We start from the raw sequence: 21458 nt of genomic DNA, 5'->3' as shown, positions 1-21458 counted from the left end.
CCGGCCGGGGAATGTTTTCCGGCGAAAGCCGGGTGGTGCCCGGGACCGGTCGGGGGACAGCCCCGGGCACCTGACACCGGGAAAACGCCCGCGCACTCCGCGCGTTTCCCGGCGAGTCCTCGTCTACCCTGCTCAGCGACCTCGGCGGACCGCGGTGCACAATGCCAGCGTACAAGCGCATCCTGCATTTTGCAGTTCGGCACCCGGATCGGCGCCGACCTGGGAATGTCGCGGTGTCACCATTCCACGAACCGGCCGGGCAACTGGTTAGATAAGTAGTGCGGGCATCGGGTGCGCGCATGCGGGACACGAACCGGAGGTGCTGTCGTGGCGAGAGGCCAGGGACCCACCGTTCGCCGCCGGCGGCTCGCCAGCGAGCTGAGGAGGCTGCGCGAGGCGGCCGACCTCACCATCGACGAGGTCGGCGAGAAGCTGGAATGCTCCGCGTCCAAGGTCAGCCGGATCGAGACCGGGCACGTCGGGGTGACCCCGCGCGACGCCCGGGACATGCTCGCCCTGTACGGAATCACCGGCGACGAGCAGGAAGCACTCGTGCAGCTGGCCCGCGAGGCGCGCAAACGCGGCTGGTGGCACGCCTACAACGAGGTCTTCACCGGCACCTTCGTCGGGCTGGAGGCGGACGCCAGTTCACTGCACGCATTCCAGGCGCTGCTGGTGCCGGGGCTGCTGCAGACGGAACGGTATGCACACGCGGTCATCCGCGCGCTCCGGCCGGACGCGGACGACGCCGAGATCCGCCGCCGGGTCGCCGCGCGGATGGCCCGCCAGGCGCTGCTCGAGGACACGTCGCCGCCGGAGTACTGGGTGGTCGTCGACGAGGCGGTGCTGTATCGCGTCGTGGACAGCCCGGAAGTGATGGCCGAGCAGCTGCAGCGGATGACCGTGGTGGCGGAGAAGCCGAACGTGACCGTCCAGGTGGTGCCGTTCGGGGCTGGGGCGCATCCCGGGATGGAGGGCCCGTTCCTGATCATGGGCTTCCCCGAGCAGGCCGACCCCGACGTCGTCTACGTGGACGACAGCACCTCCAGCGGGCTGTACCTGGAGCAGCCCGACGACGTCCGGCGCTACGCGCTGATGTTCGACCATCTGCGCGCAGCCGCGCTGAAACCGGACGACTCGGTCGAGCTCATCGCCGAGGCGGCCGCCCGGTTCGCCGAACAGGCCGCCGGCGCGGGCTAGTGCACCACCGTGGAACCGAGACCCAGGTTCGCAACGAGACACAGTGAGGAAGTGGAGACCATGATGCCGGACGACCTTTCCCGGGCGCAGTGGCGCAAGAGCAGCTTCAGCGGCGGCGGCAACGACTGCGTCGAGGTCGCCTTCGTCGACGGCGGCGCCGCTGTGCGCGATTCGAAGGACCCCGAAGGGGGCGCCTTCCGGCTGCCCGCCTCGGGCTGGCGGGCGCTGCTCGCCGCCGTACGCGCCGGCTCGGAATCCGCCTGAGCCTCGCACCTCTTTCCGGCCCCTTACCTCGCCGACCAGGCTTTCCGTGGCCTTGGGTGTGGGTAAGGGGCCGGTTTGCGCTCGGGTTTGGGCGATCATCCGATGTGGCCGGGCGGGCCTCAGCCGCACTCTGAACTTCGTTCTGATGACGAATCGAGTGCCGAGGAGAACCCCGATGAACGCAGGCTTCCTGGACGCCACCCGCGCCGAGGTGGAGTACCGCGCCGCCGAACTGCAGCGCGCCGCAGGCCGCTCCCGCCACCGCCCGAACCGGATGCTGCACTGGTTCCGGGCACATCGATCGACTCCGGCATCACCGGCGCCGTCAGTGTCGTCGGCGTCGTCGGTGCCGGTACCGCCGCAGCAACGGCGCGCCCCGGCGGCGGACTCCGCGGATGCTCGCGATCGCGTCTGATCGGGGCTCGGCTCCGGTATCCGGGCGCAATGCGGGTCCACACGTCGGGACGGGATTCAGGCGGAGGCCGGGTCCAGACGCCGATGTAGGTTTGGGCTCAGCTCGGGTCCGGACACCGGTTTCGGTCCAGCCCAGCTCGGGTCCGCATGTCGCGCGACGCTAGACCATGGCTACGCACGACAACCGGCCAGGACTGCGCCGGGCCGCACCGATTCCCGCTGATTGGCAAGGTGATCTTCGTGGGCGAACCACCGCCCGTCGCCGGCACCCTGACGCCGGGGAGCCCAGGGCCTCGGCAAAGTTGGCCAAGGGCCCGTGATCAGCAGAGAGAGCCGTGGCTGCCCGACCGGTTTCGGGTCCGTGAAGGGCCCCTTCACGGACTCAGAGTCTGTGAAGGGGCCCTTCACAGCCCTCCGCAGCTGCGCGGGGCCTTCCACACCGACTTTGCCGACACCCTGCCGGGGAGCCCGCGAGACCGCCGTTCACCTGCTCGCGTCGTGTTCCCCGACGCTCGGCCACGGAGTCAGCAGTCACCCGCCGCCGCACGGTTCCGGGCCGGTCGCTCCCGGCATCGTTGCCTACTTACCTCCGTGGGGTTTCGGCTGTCTGCTCGCAGCACCGCTGCTCACCCGCCCTTTGCGGGGCTTTGGGCCGGTCGCTCCCTGCAGTGTTTCCCGCTTGCCTTCGTGGGGTTCTCGGCTGTCTGCTCGCAGTACCGCTGCCCACCCACCCCGTCGGGGTTCCTCGCCGGTCGTCTGGCGCGTCGATCCCCGTCCGCCCCCGTGGGGTTCCGAGCCGGTCGCACCCAGCATCGTCGCCTACCCGCCCACCCTGCCATCCCCACCCGTCGCCATCGAAGCGGCCCACCCACCCACGGGAGATGCTCGACCACCCAGTCACCAACCCGGCCATCATCCGTTCGTGTGAGTTTCCCGAACCCTCAGCCCGAAACCCGACTGCCGATCCTCCCCGCAGATTCCTCCGTCACCGACCGCCCCCGGACGGGCCGGTTCGCGGCCGACGTCGGCAGATCCCGGGAATTCCCGGACACCCGGCCACCAGCGGCTCCATCACGCCACACCGGGCTGTTCGCTCTGGGCGGACCGCCTGAACCCGCCGAACGTCGGAAAACCGTGCCGGAACTGTCGGGGGTCTGAGCCAGAATGCCTCTCGTGCCCCGTCTCGGTTCCGGAATTCCGCTCGTGGCCCGCACGCAGGAGGTGCGGCGGCTACGCGCCGCGCTCGCGCGTGCCGAGCGGGGGGAAGCGAATGCGGTGCTGGTCGCGGGCGACGCGGGGGTAGGCAAGACCCGGCTGCTCACCGCGCTCGGCGAGGATGCGGTCGCCGGTGGCGCCCTGGTGCTCACCGGCCGCTGCATCGACGTGCGCGACGGCGGGCTGCCCTACCTGCCCTTCGCCGAGGCGCTCGAGCCGCTCGGCGCGGCCGGTGATCCGGTCGTCGCGGCGGCCGTGCGGGCCCGGCCGGCGTTGCGCAGGCTGCTGCCCCAAGGTGGGGAGCCGGAGGCCAGCGGGGACCACGGGCAGGTCGCGGCAGGCGAGCGGGAGGCCGCGCGCCGGCCGCAGCCGGAACAGGATCTCGGTCAGCTGCAGCTGTTCGACGCAGTACTGGGGGTGCTGACCGAGATCGCCCGGGACCGGCCGGTGGTGTTGCTGGTGGAGGATCTGCACTGGGCCGATTCCTCCACCCGCGACCTGCTGTCGGTCCTGCTCAGCCGGTTGCGCGGGCAGCGGCTGCTGGTCGTGGGCAGCTACCGCGAGGAGGACGTGCACCGCCGGCATCCGCTGCGCGGCCTGCTGTCCGAACTGGTGCGCCTGGCCACCGTCGAGCGGCTGGAGCTCACTCCGCTCGAACCCGCCGACGCGCGGGCGTTCGTGGCCGCGCTCGCCGAGGAACCCCTCGATCCGAACGTGGTCGCGGAGATCGCGGAACGCTCCGAGGGCAACCCGTTCTTCGTCGAGGAGCTGCTGGCCAGCGGCGCCCACTGCGCCGATCTGCCGGCCGGCCTCGCCGAAGTGCTGCTCGCCCGCCTGGAACGCTTCCCGGCCGAGACCCGGCGCGTACTACGGGTGGTCTCGGTGGCCGGCGAAGGCGTGTCACACGCCGCGCTCGCGCAGGTGGCCGGCCTCGACGAGGCGGAGCTGGACGAAACGCTGCGCGAAGCCGTGCAGCATCACGTACTGGTGATCGACGACGGCTTCTACGTCTTCCGGCACGCATTGCTGCAAGAAGCCGTCTACGCCGATCTGCTCCCCGGCGAACGCACCCGGATGCACGCCGGGTACGCCGCGCGAATCCAGGAAACCGCGCAGGGACGCGGAAAAGACGCGAAGCTCGCCTACCACAGCCTGGAGAGCCGGGACTTCGGCACCGCACTGCCCGCGCTGCTGCGGGCGATGTACGAGGCGGAGAAACTCGGCGCACCCGGCGTCGCGCTGCGGCACGTGGAACAAGCACTGTCCATTTGGGACGCGGTGCCGGCCGAACACCACCCGGACGACTTCGACGAAGTCAAGCTGCTCGACGAAGCCTCCTACTTCTCGGGCACCTCCGGCGAGCCGGAGCGCGCGGTAGCGTACGCGCGGTCCGCGGTCGAGGCGTTGCCGCCGGACACCCAACCCGCGCGGGCCGCCCACGCGTGGCGCCGCTACGCCGAATCGCTGCTCACGCTCGAAGGCACACTCGACGAAGCGACCGACGCGATCGAACGCGCATGGCAGCTCCTGGCGGACGAGGAGCCGACTCCGGCCCGCTCGTGGGTATTGGCGGCGCGCGCCGCATTCCTGCGCCTGTCCGACCGTCCGGACGAAGCCCTCGAAAGCGCGATCGCCGCGGTCTCCACCGCGCGGTCGGTCGGTTCGGCCGGCGCCGAGGCGTCCGCGCTGATCACCCTCGGCACGCTGGCCGACTCCGCGGGCGACGCCACCGAAGCCCGCGCACGGCTGCGCGAGGCCGAACGGAAAGCGCACGAGGCGGGCGCCCTGAACGTCGAACTCCGGGCGATGTACTTCCTCACACTCAGCTACGTCGACCAGTCCGAAATGGAGTCCGCGCTGGAACACGCCGCGCGAGGCACCGCGCGGGCCGAGGAAACCGGGCTCACCTGGAGTTCCTACGGCATGGAGCTGCGCGCCCGGCAGCTCTACCTGCGGTACCTCGGCGGAGACTGGCCGGAGGAGGACGCCGGACGGACCGGCCGTGGTGTCTCCAGCGCGGTCGCCGCGCGGATCCTGGCCATCTGGGTGCTGTTCCTGGTGGCACGCGGCCGGTTCGACGAGGCTGCGCACCTCACCGGGGAACTGCGCCGGCAATGGGCCGTGGACATCGAAATCGCCCTGAACTCGGGCGAAGCGGCGATCCACCTCGCAGCGTGGCGCGGAGACCACGTCGAAGCCCTGCGCAGCACCGAGGAATTGGTGGCTTGGCTGGAAAAGATCGAACCGTCGCTGCTCGCCGGCATCCGCGCCGCCGCTGTGGGCATGCCCTCGGCCGTCGCGCTGGCCGCCGAAGCACGCGCACGCGGCGATCACCGCGCGGTCGAAGAACACATCCGGGCCGGCCGCCGGCTGCTGGAGCACGGCCGTCGCTGTGCCGCCGACGGCAGCCCACGGTCGGGCACACTCGGCCCGGAAGGCCGCGCCTGGCTGGCCCGGCTGGAAGCCGCCGCGTCCGGGCTGGACGGTCCCGCAGACCCGGCGCTCTGGGCCGAAGCCGCCGAAGCCTTCTCCTACGGCGCGGTCTACGAACAAGCGATCTGCCGCCGGCACGAAGCATCCGCCCGGCTCGCGGCCGGCGAATCGGGCACGGCGGCATTGGAATCCGCACACGCCGTCGCCGTGAAACTGGGCGCCGTACCGTTGCGCGACGCCACCCGCGCCCTCGCCCGCCGCGCCCGCGTCGACCTGCCCGGCGCCGCGCCGAGCACCCCCGCACCTCGCACCAGCCCCCTCACCGACCGCGAACGCACCGTCCTGGAACGCGTCGCACTGGGCCGCACGAACCGGCAAGTGGGGGACGAGCTGTACATCAGCGAGAAGACCGTGAGCGTCCACCTGTCCCGGGTCATGGCGAAACTCGGAGCCAGCCGCCGCGCCGAGGCCGTCGCCATCGCCTACGAGCGCGGGTTGCTGACCACTCCGGCGGAATGACCCGCCCCGCCGCCCCGAACACGGTGGGGCGGCAGGGAAACCGGGGAGGGGTCGAGCCGGGTCGGCCGCGCGAGCCGTCCGGCAGACCGGCCGGTCTGCCGGACGACGTCGGAACCGCGGACGACGTCGGAACCGCGGACGACGTCGGAACCGCGGACGACGTCGGAACCGCGGACGACGTCGGAACCGACCGGGGTCGGGGCGAGGCAGGGGCAGGGCGAGGCAGGGGTCGCCGGTTTGCTGGATAATCGGGAGAAGTGAACGCCGCGTCGCCGGAACACCAGGTGTGCCGAGCGATCAGGACGACAGCGAGACGTGGCAACGCGGCGGCTCAGCGTTCAGGCGCGCTCGGCGTACAAGAACGACCCGGAACTCGGCTGAACCCTGCCGACCCAGCGCCCAGCCCGACGGCCAAGCAGGGGACGGCCAAGCAGGGAACGGCTGCCCAACCACGAGTTCCGCAGTGATCACCCCGGCAATTCGACCCACTCCGGCCACACCAGACGACACAGATCGGCCGCCGATCGGGCACAGACCGGACGCAGCCTCAGCCCGTACCGTCCGAATAGAGCTGCACCGCGATCCGCTTCCACTCCTCCAGCAGCCGGCGGCGCCGCTTCGGATCGCCGCCCAGTTCGGCGTCCAAGGCCAGGCCGCGGGTCAGGTTCACCGTCAGCCAGAACAGCGTCTCGGCACGTTCTTTCGGCAGCTCCCCGGCGGTCTGGCTGACATGCTCCAGCGCAGTACGCCCGAGCGCGCGGTCCACCGGGCGGATCGCCGCCTTCAACTCCGGATCGGTCCGCGCGGCGACCCACAGCTCGGTGACCGCGGTGGAGAGCGTGCCCGAATAGCCCTTCCACAACAGGTCGATCGAGGCAGCGACGCCGGACGCCCCGTCCGGCAGCTCGGCGACGGAGGAGGAGAGCTGGGTACTCAGCTTCGTGGTGAGGTGCTCGACCGCAGTGGCCATCAGCTCGGCCTTCGTGGCGAAGTGATGCTGCACGGCGCCTTTGGAGACCCCCGCCCGCGCGCAGATCTCCTGCATCGACGTCCGGGCATACCCGATCTCGACCAGGCAATCTATCGTCGCGTCGAGCAGCGCGGTCCGGGTCTGCTCGCGGCGCTCCGCCTGGGTGCGGTGCCCACGGGCGAGTTCGGTCATCGAGGTTCCCTTTACGTGGCGGACGAGGGAAAGGTACATTCCGGAGAGAACTTACCTTCCAATAGTAATGTTTTCCAGTCCGGCCGCACCAAGGAGGCACCGTGTCGTTGCAGATCCCGCAGAGCTCGTGGAGCACCACCCCGGACCTCGAGGATCTCCGGGAGCTGTCCCGATCCTTCCTGCAGAAGGAGCTCGCCCCGTACCGGGATCGCTGGGCGGCGGAGAAGAAGATCGACCGCGAGATCTGGACCAAGGCCGGTTCGCTCGGGCTGCTGTGCCTGTCCATCCCGGAGGAGTACGGCGGTGGCGGCGGCACTTTCGCGCACGAAGCCGCGTTGTACGAGGAGCAGGCCCGTGCCGGGGACGCCGCGTGGGGCATCACTGTCCACAACGGAATCGTCGCGCACTACCTGCTGGCCTACGCGTCCGAAGAGAAGAAGCGCGAGTGGCTGCCGAAGCTGGCCACCGGCGAGTTCGTCGGTGCCATCGCGATGACCGAGCCGGGCACCGGATCGGACCTGCAGAGCATCCGGACGCGCGCGGTCCGCGAGGGCGACCACTACGTGATCAACGGCGCGAAGACGTTCATCACCAACGGGTTTCACTCCGACCTCGTGGTGGTCGCCTGCAAGACCAACCCGGACGAGGGCGCGCAGGGCCTCTCGCTGATCGTGGTCGAGACCGACACCCCGGGCTTCCGCCGCGGCCGCGTCCTGGACAAGGTCGGCCTCAAGGGCCAGGACACCGCCGAGCTGTTCTTCGACGACGTGCGCGTGCCCGCCGCGAACCTGCTCGGCGAGGAGGAAGGCCAGGGCTTCGTCCAGCTGATGCGGCAACTGCCGCAGGAACGGCTCATCATCGCCGTCACCGCGGTCGCCGGGCTGGAAGCCGCGGTCAACCTCACCATCGACTACACGAAGGAACGCACGGCGTTCGGCCGCCCGATCTTCGGCTTCCAGAACACCAAGTTCAAGCTCGCCGAGGCGGCCACCGAAGCCGTGGTGTCCCGGGCCTTCCTCGACCAGTGCATCGAACGGCACCTGCGCGGCGAACTCGACGTCCAGGGCGCGGCGATGGCGAAGCTGTGGACGACCGAGCGGGTGAACAAGGTCGTGGACGACTGCCTGCAGCTGTTCGGCGGCTACGGCTACCTGACCGAGTACCCGATCGCGCAGGCCTGGGCGGACGTGCGGATCTCCCGCATCGTCGGCGGCACCAGCGAAATCATGAAGGAGATCATTTCCCGCACGCTGTGACCCACGGAAGGACCTTCGGTAAACAGGCCCACCGGACGTGGCGGTGGTGCTGCGCCTGGACGAACGCTCGGATGTGCTGATCGGGACAGCCTGCCCCGGCGTCACACTTCAGCCGTCTGCGAGGTCCGAGCGGATCACCGAGTACTGCACATGGTCGCGCCACTGCCCGTCTCGGAAGTCGAAGCCGCGTAGCACTCCTTCGCGGACGAAGCCGGCCTTTTCGAGTGCGCGCTGTTCGGCCCGGTTGTCCACATCGGTGGTCGCTTCGACCCGGTTGAACTGCGTGTGCGCGAACAGATAGCGCACGAGCAGCCGGTGCGCCTCGGTGCCGATGCCGTGCCCGCGCGCCTCCGGCAGCAGCACCAGGCCGATCTTCCAGCAGTAGGCCTGCGGACCGGTGCGGCTGCGATGCCAGGAGACCAGCCCGGCCGGGCGGCCGTCCATTGTGGGCACGAGCATGCCGCCGTCCGTGCTCAGCAGGCCGTGGTCGCGCCAGCGGCGCCGGAGGTAACCCGGGTCGTGCCAGCCGAACCACTGGTACTCACCGGCCGTGCCGGGGTCGTTGGTGAGCGCCTCCAGCAAGTCCAGATCGGACTCGCCGGCCGGGCGCAGCACGACGCCGCCCGGTGCTGCCCCGGCGGCCGGGCGGTGCACGTCCATCGCCGGAGCGTAGCGGGATCCGGTTGGCACTTCCGGGTGTAATCCGATGGTGAGGTGGCTCACGGCGTTGCACTTTCTTGCGCTGATTCGGTGCCCGCACGGACCGGTCCGGGCTTTGCGGGCAAATCGTCACTAGAGTGAAGAGGCCACGCGTGATGCTCGCGTGGTCGGCCGGTATCCGCAAGGGATCCGGGATCGCGCATCAGAGGGGAGCCATGTCCAGCGGCGTGAAGAAGGTCATCGTCATCGGGGTGGTCGTGCTCGTGCTGTTCTTCCTGATCAGCCAGCCGACACATTCGGCAGAAATGGTGCACCGCGTGCTCGGCTGGCTCAAGGATGGCGCCGACGCCATCGTGACCTTCTTCAAGCAGGTGTTCTCCTGAGCCGTACTCCGGTCGGGTGCTGACGCATAGTCACTGGCCCCGGGGGTGCTGATCCCGGCGCTCGACCATCCGGGTGGATTGCCTCGAGAAACGGCCTGGTCACGGAATTTGTCCGGGCCGGGGTATGGCGGAGAAACCCGCCGCAGCCCTACGGTGCTCACATTGCGTGATCAGTCGATCGTCCGGTGTCCCGGAAACCGTTCTCGGACGGGGTGTGTCCGCTGGTCACGCTGTGGGTGCCAGACGAGGAACCGCGCAGCGGGGCAGGCGGTCAGGGCCTGCCCGTCGGGGCCGAACAGGAGGCAGGGATGACCGGAGATCCCGGAGTGGACGCGTTGATCCGGCAGTGGGCCGCCGAACGGGAACGCACTCCCGAGGAGCAGGAGGTCGACCGCATCGCCTCCGCCTGGCTCGCGGACGCCCCGGCGGCGCCGCCCGGGATCCCGGCCCAGCGCGCCCGGACCGGCCCCGGCCGGTTCGCCCCGGTCGAGGCCGCCGACCCCGGCTACCTCGACGCGATGCGCGCCCGGCTGCCGGAGGTCCCCGAGGAGCTGCTCGTCGCCGCCGCGGGCTGGTGGCAGATGGTCGGCGACGTCACCGAGGCCCAGCAGTGGTGGGACGCCGGGATCAGCCCGCTCGACCAGCGAGCCCTGGACTACCGGGCGGCGGGCCTTGCCCCGTCCGACCTGAGCCGCCGGCTCGGCCCGATGACCGTGCTCCAGCACCTGCGCCGCGGCAGCGCCCCGGCCTGGTGCGTGGCGCGGCTGGCGCGGCAGCAGAAGTCCGCCTGATCCACCGCTCCGGCACGGTTTCCCGGACCCGCCGTCGTTCGGCGGGTTCGGGGTGGAGTGCCGGGCGGGCCGGAGTTCGATACCGGGGCGCGAACGTGCTGGGGCTCGAATTCGGCTGATGCAGAGTCTCGGGGTCCGGTTGCCGAGGTGCCTTGTGGCTCGGGCCTAATGCCAGGGTCCCGGCAAAGTCAGTCGAGGACCCGTGATCAGCAGAGTGAGCCGTGGCTGCCGCGTCATCATCGACGGCGCCTGCTCTCTCGATCGATTGCGGCCGGCAGCGGGCGATGCGGAGGTGTTCGAGATGCGCGACCACCTCGTGGTGTGCGCCAGACCGGTTTCAGGTCCGTGAAGGGCCCCTTCACGGACCTTCACGGACTTCCGTGGTCTGCGCAGGGCCTCTCACGCCGACTTTGCCGACGCCCTGGGGCCTAATGCCTTGAGCCGGCGTGCTTGGACAGCGGCAGGCCGGTGCGTGAACCGTTCGTATCGGCTGCCGGGTCTTCGGCCTTGGCGTGGCAGGCCTGGGAAATCGGCGCTCCGGTTCGGGTCTTCGGGAGTCCATTGCCCGAGTTGTGGTTCCGGCGGGTCCGCGTCGTATGGCGGTGGTTCGCTGGCGCCATGTCCTCGGCCCTGGCGCGGCGGGCTCGAAATCGACGGCCGTGTGACGGAGTCCGGTGGTTCTGGCGTGTCTCCCGGCGTTTGGGCCTGCGGCGCGCCGGCTGCGTCGTCAGGTCTCGGGTGCCCGGCCCGGAGCAGTCAGGTCTCCAGCAGCACGACCGGGCGCAGTGCTTTGCGGACGGCGTGCTGTTCGCGGCCCGGCAACCAATGCCTTGAGCCCGCCGCAAAGACCTTCGGCAGTGCTTGCCAGGGCGCGGTTACCCGGCGGGGTGAACGCCGGGTGGCGGAAACTCGACCAGCAGGTGCGTAACGCTAGTCTGCGCGGGCTCGTTGTTCGATCGAGGTGCCCAGCCCGCAGGGGCCCGCCCGGCGCCGCTGATCGACCCACCGCCATGCTGGAGGACCGGAGTTCGTGCCCGTCACCGGACAGACCCCCGACGTCGAGCCGACCGAGACCGCGGCGCCGTCCCGGGTACGCCGGCACGGGGCCGCGCTCGCCGTGCGGCTCGGGGTGGCGGCCGGGGTGCTCACCGTGGCCGCCGGTGGAATCTGGTTCGTGACCAGGGCGTCCGCGCCCGCGGCGAGCCCGACCACCACGGACATCCCGGCGTTGAGCGTGAAAGCGGTGGACGTGCGGCCGGGCTCGATCGCGCCGGTGAGCGCGGTCGTCGCGGGCGGTGCCGACCAGGGCACCACACCGCAGTCGGCCCGCCCCTCCGGCGGTGATCCGCTCGACGCCTGGGCCGGAAAGGTCGCCGGGGCCACCGGGATCCCAGCGCGGGCGCTGCACGCGTACGGCAACGCGGAGCTGGCGATGCGCGCCACCGACGCCGGATGCCACATCTCGTGGGCGACGCTGGCCGGGATCGGCCGCATCGAGTCCAACCACGGCCAGTACGGCGGCGCGGTGCTCGGCGCCGAGGGCCGTCCTTCGAAGCCGATCATCGGCGTGCCGCTGGACGGTTCGGCCGGCGTCCGCGCGATCAGCGACACCGACGGCGGCCGGTTCGACGGGGATCCGGTGGCCGACCGCGCGGTCGGTCCGATGCAGTTCATCCCGAGCACGTGGATGAAGTGGGCGTCCGACGGCAACGGCGACCGCCTCGGCGACCCGCAGCAGATCGACGACGCGGCCCTCGCCGCCGCCCGCTACCTGTGCGCGGGCGGGCGCACCATGGCCGCCCCGGCCGGCTGGTGGGCGGGCGTGCTCTCGTACAACAACTCGACCGAATACGCGCAGAAGGTGTTCGGCCTGGCCGACGGCTACGCGAAATCCGCCCAGCAGGCCCAGGCGGGCTGACCCACCCGGGATGGGCGGCCGCCACAGCGGGGCCGCCTCTCAGAGAGCGGGAACGCGGCCAGTGCTAGCGTCGAAGCCGTGCCAGCAGAACCCGGCCCGGCCCCGTCCCAGCTCGGGCGGCGGCTCGCGATCGCCGCCACGTGCGCGGCGAGCCTCGCGCTGTGCTGCGGGCTGGCCTGGTGGCAGTGGGACCGGTTCATGTCCGCCAGCGGCACCTTCCAGAACCTCGGCTACGTGCTGCAATGGCCGCTGTTCGGGCTGTTCCCGGCCTTCATGTTCTGGCGGATCAAGAAGCTGCGCGCCCGCGAGGAGGCCGAACCGGCCGCACCCGCGCCCGCCAGGCCGGCCCCGGTGCCCGTGCCCGCCCCGCTGCCCGGCGGCGAGGACGACGAACTCGCCGCCTACAACCGCTACCTGCGCGAGCTGCACGCCCGCGATCAGCAGTCCTGAACGCCCGCCGAAGTGAGGACGCCCCCATGACGACCAGCACCGAAGGTGCCGCCCCGAGCCGCCCGGCCAAGACCACCGGCGCGCTGACCCGGTTCCGAGCCAGCGCGTACGTGACCGGTGTCGGCCTGCTCGCGCTGTGCGTGACCATGGTCGTCGAGTACGGCTTCGGCAACTCCACGCCCGCCGCGGTGTACTCGCCGATCCACGGCGTGCTGTACATGATCTACCTGGTACTCACCATCGACCTGGCGATCAAGGCCCGCTGGTCGATCAAGAGCACGGTGCTGGTGCTGCTCGCCGGCTGCGTGCCGTTCGTGTCCTTCGTCGTCGAACGCCGGGTCACCCACCGCGTGCAGGCGAGCCAGGACATCTTCTGAGCGAACGGCCCCGGCCGGGCCGAACCCGCCGGGGCCGTCATCGCGCTCAGGCGCCGGAGCCGATCCCGGTCAGCGACCGGACCTCCATCTCCGCGTGCTTGGCCGGGTCCGCCTTGCCGCGGCCGGCGAAGGTGCCGAGCGCCCCGCACAGGAACGAGAACGGGATGGACACCAGGCCCGGGTTCTTCAACGGGAACCACTGGAAGTCCGCGTGCGGGAAGATCGAGTCCGGCGCACCCGACACCACCGGTGAGAACAGCACCAGCAGCACGCACGCGCCCAGCCCGCCGTAGATCGCCCACAGCGTGCCGGTGGTGTTGAACCGCTTCCAGAACAGCGAGTACAGCAGCGTGGACAGGTTCGCCGAGGCGGCCACCGCGAGCGCGAGCGCGACCAGGAACGCCACGTTCTGCCCGTTCGCCAGGATGCCGCCGAGGATCGCGAGCACGCCGATCACCACCGCGGTCAGCCGGGCCACCCGCACCTCGTCGGCCGGCTCCGCCTTGCCCTTCTTGAAGATGTTCGCGTACACGTCGTGCGCGAACGAGGCGGACGCGGTGATGGTCAGCCCGGCCACCACGGCCAGGATGGTCGCGAAGGCGACCGCCGAGATGATGCCGAGCAGCACCGTCCCGCCCACGTGCAGGGCCAGCAACGGCGCCGCGGAGTTCTCCCCGCCCGGCGCGGACTTCATCTCGTCCGTGCCGACCAGCGCGGCCGCGCCGAACCCGATCACCAGCGTGCACAGGTAGAAGATGAACATGCACACCGTGGCCCAGACCACCGACCGGCGGGCCTCGGTGGCGTTCGGCACGGTGTAGAACCGCATCAGCACGTGCGGCAGCGAGGCGATGCCCAGCACCAGCGCGAGCGACAGCGAGATGAAGTCGAGCTTGGTGGTGCCGTTCTTGCCGTAGGAGCCGCCCGGTTCCAGCAGCTGCTTGCCCATCGGGCTGTGCTCGGTCGCCGCGGAGAGCAGGTTCGAGAAGCTGAAGCCGTACTTGCCGAGCAGGAACACGGTGATCAGGGTGCTCGCCACGAGCAGGATGCTGGCCTTGATGATCTGCACCCAGGTGGTGCCCTTCATGCCGCCGATCAGCACGTAGGCCACCATCACCACGCCCACCACCACGATCACCAGCGCCTGGCCGAGCTTCGTGTGCACGTCCAGCAGCAGCGCGATCAGCCCGCCCGCGCCCGCCATCTGCGCGAGCATGTAGAAGAACGAGATGACCAGCGTCGAGGTCGCCGAGGCGGCGCGCACCGGACGCTGCTTCATCCGGAAGCTGAGCACGTCGCCCATGGTGAACCGGCCGGTGTTGCGCAGCAGCTCGGCGATCAGCAGCAGGTCCACCAGCCAGGCGACCAGGAAGCCGATCGAGTAGAGGAACCCGTCGTAGCCGTGCATCGCGATCGCGCCGGCGATGCCGAGGAACGAGGCGGCGGACAGGAAGTCACCGGACAGCGCGACACCGTTCTGCCGTCCGGAGAAGGAGCTGTCCGCGGTGTAGTAGTGGGCGGCGGAGGACCGGCGGTTGCCCGCGCGGTAGACCACGTACAGGGTGATCGCGACGAACACCGCGAACACCGCGACGTTCACCACCGGGTTGTTCTCGTGCGAGCCGGTGGCGAGGAGGGTGGTCACAGGGGCTTTCCTTCCGTCACGGCGGCCCGTTCCCGCAGCTCGGCCACGCGCGGGTCCACCTGCCGGTGCGCGAAGCGGGAGTAGAGCCAGGTGATCAGCGCGGTCGTGACGAACTGCGCGAGGCCCAGCAACATGCCGACGTTGACCAGGCCGAACACCGGGGTGCTCATGAAGTCGTTCGCGTACGCGGCGAGCACCACGTAGAGCAGGTACCAGGCGAAGAAGCCCACGCTCATCGGGAAGACGAACCCGCGGAACCGCCTGCGCAGCGTGCGGAACTCCGGGCTGCGCTGGATCAGGTCGAAGTCCGGGCCACGGCCGGGCTCCCCGGGCTCCTGGAACGCGCCGCCGTCCTGGTCGAACAGGGCCGGTAGCCGGCCGGTCTCCTCGAGCGGAGTGGCCGGCGCTGGGGTGCGCGCGACGTTGTGCATGGAATGCCTCCGGCAACTTGCGCCCGTGGGTCGGGGTGCGGGTGGACCGGGCCTCGTTCGGATGACACCCGGATCGCCCTTGCGGACGGGGAGGCGGCCATACTAACGACGCCCGTCGCCGGCGGAAAAAGCCGGTTGCCGGGGGTCTGCCGGGAATTCGATTCCGGCCGGAAAATACCGGGAATGCGGGCTTTTCGGAAGATCACGACCGGATCACTCGGAATAGTGAGCGGAAATGTCACGGGGTGTCGCCGAGGTGGTGAGTCGTTGCGGCAAATGGCGGGCGGTACACTGCTCCGACCGCCGTGATGGTGACGCCGGGTAGTGATGGGCCGGGTGGCTGCCGCGGTGCCGCCGGATGGCCTGCGGGAGATTGCCGCGGAATCGTGGGAGGCCGTCAGAAATCACCGGGTCGTGCGGCGAGTCGCTGCATCTCCACAACATCGGGTTCATCTTCCGGGGCGTACAACCCAATGGGGGCACGCAGCGTAGATCTGATGGGGGATGCGGCTACCCTCCGTGGGCTAATCGGGTGACCAGGTGTGGAGGCCGTCCGGTGCGCCGGGTAACCAGAATTGCCGGCGGAGGGCCCGATCGCGAAACTCCGCGCCGCGATCGGCGGGGATCCGGCTATTTTCCCTGGTCAGCCGGGCGCGATGGAAGACAATAACTTCATCCGGGATTGGTGTACGATTTCTTGGCCCAGCTGACCGCAGCGATCGATAAGGCTTCGACAAGTTGATCTCGACCACCGCCGTGCAGTACGCAACTTGCGCCGTGCACGTGCAGAGTCCCGGGAAGCCACCAGCCTGCCGGGACCGCGCCGGAGCCGCGCGGTCGGGCCTGACCCCGGTCGATCGCGCGGGTCGGCGGAACACCGTGGACCGCACCCCCCACCCCGGGTGCGCTCGGGCGGCAGCCACGACGCCGGACAGGGAGTCACCTTCGTGACCGTTGCAGGAGAAGGCCACGTGCCTGTGGAGAAGCCGGCCGGACAGCCGAGTGGACCGTCCGGCTGGCGGGCGGCGATGCGGTGGCGGGACTGGAGCCTGCCGGTCAAGCTGTCCGCCGTCACGCTGGTCCCCATCGTGCTCGCCCTGGTACTGGGCATCACCGCGATCGTGGGCCAGGTCAGCCGCTCGAGCGACTACCAGCGGGTCGACCGGCTGGTCGCGCTGAGCGCGCAGCTGCGCGCCCTCACCGACGGCCTGCAGCGCGAGCGCACGCTCACCGCGGCGCAGCTGACCGCGGGCACTCCCAGCGCCACCCCCGAGCTGAAGTCGGCGCGCGCGGCCACCGACGCGGCGATCGGTCCCTTCACCGAGGCGGCCGGCCGCGCGGGCACGGGCGGTTCGAGCCTCTCCGGCGCGGTGAACTCGGCGACGGCGCAGGTCAACGAGATCGCCGTGATCCGCCAGCAGGTCGGCGCCGGGCTGCTGCGCGCGGCCGAGGTCGTGGACGACTACACCGCCGTGACCACCGCGCTGATCGCCGCGGACACCGCGGTCTCCGCGGGCGTCAGCGCGGACGCGCTGGGCAGCACCCCGGCCGCGCTGCACGATCTGGAGGCCGCGAAGGAGCAGGCGTCGGTCACGCAGGCGGTCGTGGCCTACGGCATCGCCGGCGGTTCCCTCACCCCGCAGCAGCTGAGCAACGTGCGTGACGCCCAGCTGCGCTACGACGACCGCATCGCCGACTTCACCGCCGCCGCCACCGCGCCCCAGCGGCAGGATCTCGACAGCACGCTCAAGCCGGACACCGCCTACGACGTCAAGCGGATGGCCGGTCTCGCGCTCGGCGACCAGGGCACCGCGAACGGCACCGCGCTGCGCCAGCTGTCCGCGCCGGAGTGGGGTGCCGCCGCGGAGGCGGTCACCGCGCAGCTGGGCGAGGTCGGCAAGCGGATGACCGTCGAACTCACCGCCGCCTCCCGCTCGCTCGTGGAGGACGCCAGCAGCAGCGCCGGGCTGCTCGCCGTGCTGCTGTTCGCCGCGCTCGCCGTCGCCGTCGCCGTGGTGTTCGTGATCAGCCGTCAGCTGCTGCGCTCGCTGAACACGCTGCGGCGCAGCGCACTCGACGTGGCGGAGAAGGACCTGCCGGACGCGGTGCGCAACATCCAGGAGGGCCGCGCGCAGAGCGTCGAGGTCGCCCCGGTCCCGGTGCAGGTGCAGGACGAAGTCGGCGAAGTGGCGCGCGCGTTCGAGAAGGTGCACAGCCAGGCACTGCGGCTCGCCACCGAACAGGCCGCGATGCGGGCCGGGTACAGCAGCGTCTTCGTGAACCTGTCGCGGCGCAGCCAGAGCCTCGTGCAGCGGCAGCTGCAGCTGATCGAGCGGCTCGAACGTGACGAGGAGGACGCCGACCAGCTCGCCACGCTGTTCCAGCTCGACCACCTCGCCACCCGGATGCGGCGCAACAACGAGAACCTGATGGTGCTCTCCGGCGCCGAACCGGGCCGCCGGTCCGGGCAGCCGGTCGCGGTGCACGACGTGCTGCGCGCCGCGGTCTCGGAGATCGAGCAGTACCAGCGGGTCTCCGTGCAGCACCCGCCGGCGGTGAAGATCGTCGGGTTCGCCGCCAGCGACGTGCAGCGGCTGGTCGCGGAGCTGCTGGACAACGCGACCGCGTTCTCCGCGCCGGAGACCCAGGTGACGGTGGCGACGCGGCTGGCCGAGGACGGTTCGCTCAACGTCGACATCCTCGACAAGGGCATCGGCATGAACGAGTACGAGGTGGTGGAGGCCAACGGCCGGCTCACCGACTCCGGCTCGGTCGACCTCGCCACTTCGCGCCGGATGGGCCTGTTCGTGGTCGGCCGCCTCGCCGGGCGGCACCGCATCGGCGTCTCGCTGCACGGTGGCAAGGACATCGTCGGGGTGCGGGCCACCGTGGTGGTCCCGCCGGAGCTGGTGATGGGCGGGTCGGTCATCGAGACCGGCCCGATCGCCGGTATGCCCGCCGGGGCGGCCACTTCGTCCGGGCTGCCGCGCCGGCAGCGTCCGGCCAACGGGGCCACGCGGCCCGGCATGCTCCCGCCCGCCGCGGGCCGCCCAGTCGACGGCGCGCGTCCGCCGTCGGACCTGGAAGTCTCCGGAACGGCGCTGTTCAGCCCGATTCCGCGGGACGAGCAGGCCCCGCCGCCTCCGCCCCAGCTCCCGCAGATCGTGAACGTGCCCCCGCCGCGTCCGGAGACGCCGCCACCGCCGCCGCCGGAACCCCCGCGCGACGAGCGGGCCGGTGCGCTGCCGGCGGGCAAGGACCTGTTCGCCGCGGCCGCGGGCGGCACCCTCAGCGACTGGTGGAGCCAGGCCGCGCAGCAGGTGCCGGAGGTGCCGCCGCCGTCCGCGGCCGAGACGACGATCGAGAACACGCCGATCTTCGACGAGATGCTCTCGGCGTGGTTCCGTTCGCCCGCACCGTCCGCCGAGCCCGCCGAAGCCACCCCGGCGGCCGCTGCCGTGGACGCCGCCCCGGTCACCACGCCGGAACAGGACGAACGCAACTGGGACTTCGCCAGCGACGAGAACTGGCGCACGGTCCAGGCGGTCACCCAGTCCGAGCCGACCGCGTTCACCAAGGTGGGCCTGCCCCGCCGCCGTCGCGGCGAGCAGCTGCTGCCCGGCAGCGCGACCCCGGACGCGGTGGCGCCGGAACCGGACCAGGACAAGCCGGAGCTCCCGGCCCGCGACCCGTCGGACATCCGCGGCAGGCTGACCAGCTTCCAGCGCGGCGTGAACCGCGGCCGCCAGGCGGTCCGCGAGTCCGGCGCGGCGGAGCAGCCGGGTGGGGCGATGGGCTTCACCCCTGCGGCGCCGGACGTTCCGGTTCCGGGGGAGCGGCCCGCCGGGACGGTCCCCTCGGCCGATGGCGTGCCGGGTCTGCTTTCGGGATGGGCCGGGCAGCAAGGGCCGATGCAGCCGGGCTCGACGGGTTCGGTACCGGCGGGGGAGGAGCCCGGCCGTGCCGGGTCCCTGGGCGAGCGGCTCGGGTGGACCGGCGGTGGTGCGCCGGGTGAGGCCGGTGCGGGGTCGCTGCCGAGCCGAGATGGTGCGGGGTCGCCGGGCGAGCAGGTAGGCCGGACCAGCGCCGTACCGCAGCGGGGCCAGGCTGGGGCCGGGGCATCGGGTGAATCTGCCGACCGGTCCGGGTTCGCGCCGGGCGAGTCTTCAGGCGGATCCGGGGCTGCGCCGACCTGGGGCGAGCCGACGGGCCAGGCCGGGTCTTCACCGTCTTCAGCGGCGGGGGCAGGCACGCCCGGGTTCACGGCAGCGCCGGGTGCGCAGTCCACATCGGACGCGGCCGGGCTCGCCTCGCCGGGTCGTCCGGACGAGGCGGATCGCCCGGAGCCTCCCACGGCGATGCCCCGGCGGACCCCGGGTGCCACCTCACCCGCCCCGCCGGGATCCACCGCCGGCGGGGCGCTGTTCCCGACCGCGTTCACCCCGGCCCGCGACGTCACGGAGCCGGGCGAGGAACCCGGCCGTACCCCGGCCGCCGACGGCACCCCGCCGGACAACGGCCGGTCACGCGTGGCGGCGGCGTTCATGGGCAACCGCGGCCAGACCCCGGCCGGAGACGATCCGTCCCGCACCGAAAGTGGTCCGGACCAGTCCGCGGGCGACACCGAGACGGCGGACGGCACCACGACCGGCCCGGCAGCCGCCGAGGACACCCCCGAGCGCCCCGCGGACGAAGCAGCGGGCACCGGGTACTTCCGACTCCCGTCGCGCGGTACGGCGAACCAGCGCTCCGAGTCCCCGCAAGCCGGTACGCAGCCGACCGGCACCGCGTCGGCTCGGCCCGGGGAGAGCGACGCTTCCGCCGGTCAGCCGGATGGTCCGGAGCCGGGCGGGCAGCCGTTCGGTTCGGGCAGTGCATCGGACAACGGCACCTCTGCTGGACAGCCGGGTGGATCGGAGCAGGCTGCTCAGCCGTCCGGTTTCGCGGGACTGGCGGGCGAAGGTGTCCAGTCGGATGGTGCGGACCAAACCGTTCAGGCGACCGGTTTCACCGGTGCTCCGGAGAGCGCCCCTGGGCAGCCGGGTGGTTCGGACCAGGCCGTGCAGCCGTCCGGCTTCACCGGACCGCCGAGCGACGGCGTTCCTGCCGGACAGCCGGCCGGCCTGGATCGGATTCTTGAGCCGACCGGTTTCACTGCCGCGCCGGGGGCCGTGCCCGCCGGGCAGCCGGATGGTTCGGACTTGGCCGTTCAGCCGACCGGTTTCAGCGGCACGCCGGGGAGCACCCCGGCTGGGCGGCCGGAAGCCCTTCAGCCGTCCGGTTTCGCGGGGTTGTCCGGTGACGCTGCCGGACAGCCGGGTGTTGTGGCCCAGCCCTCCGGCCTCACCGGTACGCAGGACGACGCCCCTGGCGGAGAGCCGGGTGATCCGGCGCGGACCGTCCAGCCGTCAGGCACCCCCGGCGACGACACCACGCACCCCGGCGGTCCGGACCAGCGCATCACCCCGGACCCCGCCGGACGGCCGGGCAGCTTGCCGACTCGGCGGCGGGGGGCGTCGGAGGTACCGCCGGGACCTGCTGCGGTCGATCCGGGGCAGGTTCCCGCCCCGGTGGCCGGGACAGGGGGCGGAAAGGGCGGATCCGAGTGGACGTTCGGGTCGGATGAGGGCTGGCGGACCGTGGATGCGGTGTCCCAGTCTGCCCCTGCTTCGTTCACTTCGGCAGGATTGCCCCGGCGCCGCCGGGGAGAACAGCTCCTCCCGGGCAGCGCACCGCCGCCTTCCGGGGTGGTACCCAGCCGTCCGTCCCGCGACGCGCACGACGTGCGTGGCCGCCTGAGCAGTTTCCAGCAGGGTATCCAGCGTGGCCGCCACCGCACCGCGCAGGGCGCCGAGAAGAACCACGAAACACTGGAGGGTGAATGACCTCGCCGAATGCGGCCCAGCCGCAGCAGAACCAGTTCGGCTGGCTGGTGAACGACTTCGCCGAGCGGGTTCCCGGAGTCGCGCACGCGGTCGTGGTGTCGGCCGACGGGCTGCTGCTCACCGCCTCCGACCGGCTGCCGCTGGACCGGGCCGACCAGCTCGCCGCCGTGGCCTCCGGGCTGGTCAGCCTGACCCAGGGCGCGGCCCGGTGTTTCGAGGCGGGCTCGGTGCGCGAGACCGTGGTGGAGATGGAACTCGGCATCATGGTGCTGATGTCCATCAGCGACGGTTCCTGCCTGGCCATCCTCGCCGCGCCGAACTGCGACATCGGTCAGGTGGCCTACGAGATGACCATGCTGGTGGATCGGGTCGGCCAGATTCTCACCCCGGAACTGCGCGCGCAGCTGCAGGGCGCGGGCGGTTCGCTGATCGGCGAACCGGTGGGATGATGGCGC

General features: G+C 71.4%; 16 protein-coding genes. 12 read left to right on the top strand and 4 right to left on the bottom strand.

Annotated elements, in window-relative coordinates:
- Positions 1-327: 327 nt before the first annotated feature.
- The 4 genes from ATK36_RS06330 to ATK36_RS06315 all read left to right on the top strand — a co-directional run bounded on the left by ATK36_RS06330 (position 328) and on the right by ATK36_RS06315 (position 6045).
- Complete coding sequence (locus ATK36_RS06330; RefSeq protein ID WP_098510410.1) at positions 328-1200, top strand: helix-turn-helix domain-containing protein; 873 nt, start codon at positions 328-330, stop codon at positions 1198-1200.
- A 63-nt stretch (positions 1201-1263) separates the two neighbouring features.
- Positions 1264-1464 carry a DUF397 domain-containing protein gene (locus ATK36_RS06325; protein WP_098514683.1) on the top strand — a complete coding sequence of 67 codons (201 nt, stop codon included), beginning with the start codon at positions 1264-1266 and terminating at the stop codon, positions 1462-1464.
- Between the two features lie 175 nt (positions 1465-1639).
- A complete protein-coding gene (locus ATK36_RS06320; RefSeq protein ID WP_098510409.1) occupies positions 1640-1879 on the top strand; it encodes a hypothetical protein in 240 nt (79 codons plus the stop codon).
- Between the two features lie 1163 nt (positions 1880-3042).
- Entirely contained in the window at positions 3043-6045 is a 3003-nt protein-coding gene (locus ATK36_RS06315) for a helix-turn-helix transcriptional regulator (RefSeq protein WP_098510408.1), read from the top strand.
- A 547-nt stretch (positions 6046-6592) separates the two neighbouring features.
- Here ATK36_RS06315 and ATK36_RS06310 read toward each other — a convergent pair.
- The gene (locus ATK36_RS06310; protein WP_098510407.1) at positions 6593-7207 is read right to left on the bottom strand and encodes a TetR/AcrR family transcriptional regulator; all 615 of its coding nucleotides are present in this window, start codon (positions 7205-7207) and stop codon (positions 6593-6595) included.
- A gap of 101 nt (positions 7208-7308) precedes the next feature.
- Between ATK36_RS06310 and ATK36_RS06305 the strand changes: the two genes are divergently transcribed.
- The gene (locus ATK36_RS06305; RefSeq protein WP_098510406.1) at positions 7309-8463 is read left to right on the top strand and encodes an acyl-CoA dehydrogenase family protein; all 1155 of its coding nucleotides are present in this window, start codon (positions 7309-7311) and stop codon (positions 8461-8463) included.
- Between the two features lie 108 nt (positions 8464-8571).
- On the opposite strand, the gene ATK36_RS06300 is transcribed toward ATK36_RS06305, so the two are convergent.
- Complete coding sequence (locus ATK36_RS06300) at positions 8572-9123, bottom strand: GNAT family N-acetyltransferase (RefSeq protein ID WP_098510405.1); 552 nt, start codon at positions 9121-9123, stop codon at positions 8572-8574.
- A gap of 137 nt (positions 9124-9260) precedes the next feature.
- On the opposite strand from ATK36_RS06300, the gene ATK36_RS31300 reads away from it, so the two are divergent.
- From ATK36_RS31300 to ATK36_RS06280, 5 genes are all read left to right on the top strand, one after another.
- The gene (locus tag ATK36_RS31300) at positions 9261-9506 is read left to right on the top strand and encodes a hypothetical protein (protein ID WP_141544385.1); all 246 of its coding nucleotides are present in this window, start codon (positions 9261-9263) and stop codon (positions 9504-9506) included.
- A gap of 308 nt (positions 9507-9814) precedes the next feature.
- Complete coding sequence (locus tag ATK36_RS06295) at positions 9815-10297, top strand: transcriptional regulator (RefSeq protein WP_098514682.1); 483 nt, start codon at positions 9815-9817, stop codon at positions 10295-10297.
- 1030 nt (positions 10298-11327) lie between these two features.
- Positions 11328-12215 carry a lytic murein transglycosylase gene (locus ATK36_RS06290; RefSeq protein WP_098510404.1) on the top strand — a complete coding sequence of 296 codons (888 nt, stop codon included), beginning with the start codon at positions 11328-11330 and terminating at the stop codon, positions 12213-12215.
- Between the two features lie 78 nt (positions 12216-12293).
- Complete coding sequence (locus ATK36_RS06285) at positions 12294-12665, top strand: hypothetical protein (RefSeq protein ID WP_386999667.1); 372 nt, start codon at positions 12294-12296, stop codon at positions 12663-12665.
- A gap of 26 nt (positions 12666-12691) precedes the next feature.
- Positions 12692-13042, top strand: a complete 351-nt coding sequence (locus tag ATK36_RS06280) for a DUF3817 domain-containing protein (protein WP_098510403.1) — start codon at positions 12692-12694, stop codon at positions 13040-13042.
- A 46-nt stretch (positions 13043-13088) separates the two neighbouring features.
- Here ATK36_RS06280 and ATK36_RS06275 read toward each other — a convergent pair whose 3' ends face one another.
- Together ATK36_RS06275 and ATK36_RS06270 are read right to left on the bottom strand one after the other, a co-directional pair.
- Positions 13089-14687: a solute symporter family protein gene (locus ATK36_RS06275; RefSeq protein WP_098510402.1), complete on the bottom strand. Its 1599-nt coding sequence runs from the start codon at positions 14685-14687 to the stop codon at positions 13089-13091.
- On the bottom strand, positions 14684-15118 hold the full coding sequence (locus tag ATK36_RS06270; protein WP_098510401.1) for a DUF485 domain-containing protein: 435 nt from the start codon (positions 15116-15118) through the stop codon (positions 14684-14686). Before ATK36_RS06270 ends, ATK36_RS06275 begins: the two co-directional genes overlap by 4 nt.
- A 1028-nt stretch (positions 15119-16146) precedes the next feature.
- Here ATK36_RS06270 and ATK36_RS06265 point away from each other — a divergent pair.
- Both ATK36_RS06265 and ATK36_RS06255 read left to right on the top strand, forming a co-directional pair.
- Positions 16147-21003 carry a sensor histidine kinase gene (locus ATK36_RS06265; protein WP_245915339.1) on the top strand — a complete coding sequence of 1619 codons (4857 nt, stop codon included), beginning with the start codon at positions 16147-16149 and terminating at the stop codon, positions 21001-21003.
- The gene (locus ATK36_RS06255; RefSeq protein ID WP_098510400.1) at positions 21000-21452 is read left to right on the top strand and encodes a roadblock/LC7 domain-containing protein; all 453 of its coding nucleotides are present in this window, start codon (positions 21000-21002) and stop codon (positions 21450-21452) included. The genes ATK36_RS06265 and ATK36_RS06255 overlap by 4 nt, the downstream gene beginning before the upstream one ends.
- Positions 21453-21458 lie beyond the last annotated feature (6 nt).

Source organism: Amycolatopsis sulphurea (genome assembly GCF_002564045.1).
Lineage (GTDB): Bacteria > Actinomycetota > Actinomycetes > Mycobacteriales > Pseudonocardiaceae > Amycolatopsis > Amycolatopsis sulphurea.
Note: the sequence above shows the minus strand (reverse complement) of the source record. Positions and strands in the feature narration are given on the sequence as shown.

What these genes read in the sequence shown, in the direction of transcription:
- ATK36_RS06295 (WP_098514682.1), top strand. Translation starts at nt 9,815, where the DNA reads ATGACCGGAGATCCCGGAGTGGACGCGTTGATCCGGCAGTGGGCCGCC.
- ATK36_RS06320 (WP_098510409.1), top strand. Translation starts at nt 1,640, where the DNA reads ATGAACGCAGGCTTCCTGGACGCCACCCGCGCCGAGGTGGAGTACCGC.
- ATK36_RS06255 (WP_098510400.1), top strand. Translation starts at nt 21,000, where the DNA reads ATGACCTCGCCGAATGCGGCCCAGCCGCAGCAGAACCAGTTCGGCTGG.
- ATK36_RS06280 (WP_098510403.1), top strand. Translation starts at nt 12,692, where the DNA reads ATGACGACCAGCACCGAAGGTGCCGCCCCGAGCCGCCCGGCCAAGACC.
- ATK36_RS06315 (WP_098510408.1), top strand. Translation starts at nt 3,043, where the DNA reads ATGCCTCTCGTGCCCCGTCTCGGTTCCGGAATTCCGCTCGTGGCCCGC.
- ATK36_RS06325 (WP_098514683.1), top strand. Translation starts at nt 1,264, where the DNA reads ATGCCGGACGACCTTTCCCGGGCGCAGTGGCGCAAGAGCAGCTTCAGC.
- ATK36_RS06270 (WP_098510401.1), bottom strand. Translation starts at nt 15,118, where the DNA reads ATGCACAACGTCGCGCGCACCCCAGCGCCGGCCACTCCGCTCGAGGAG.
- ATK36_RS06310 (WP_098510407.1), bottom strand. Translation starts at nt 7,207, where the DNA reads ATGACCGAACTCGCCCGTGGGCACCGCACCCAGGCGGAGCGCCGCGAG.
- ATK36_RS06300 (WP_098510405.1), bottom strand. Translation starts at nt 9,123, where the DNA reads ATGGACGTGCACCGCCCGGCCGCCGGGGCAGCACCGGGCGGCGTCGTG.
- ATK36_RS06265 (WP_245915339.1), top strand. Translation starts at nt 16,147, where the DNA reads ATGCGGTGGCGGGACTGGAGCCTGCCGGTCAAGCTGTCCGCCGTCACG.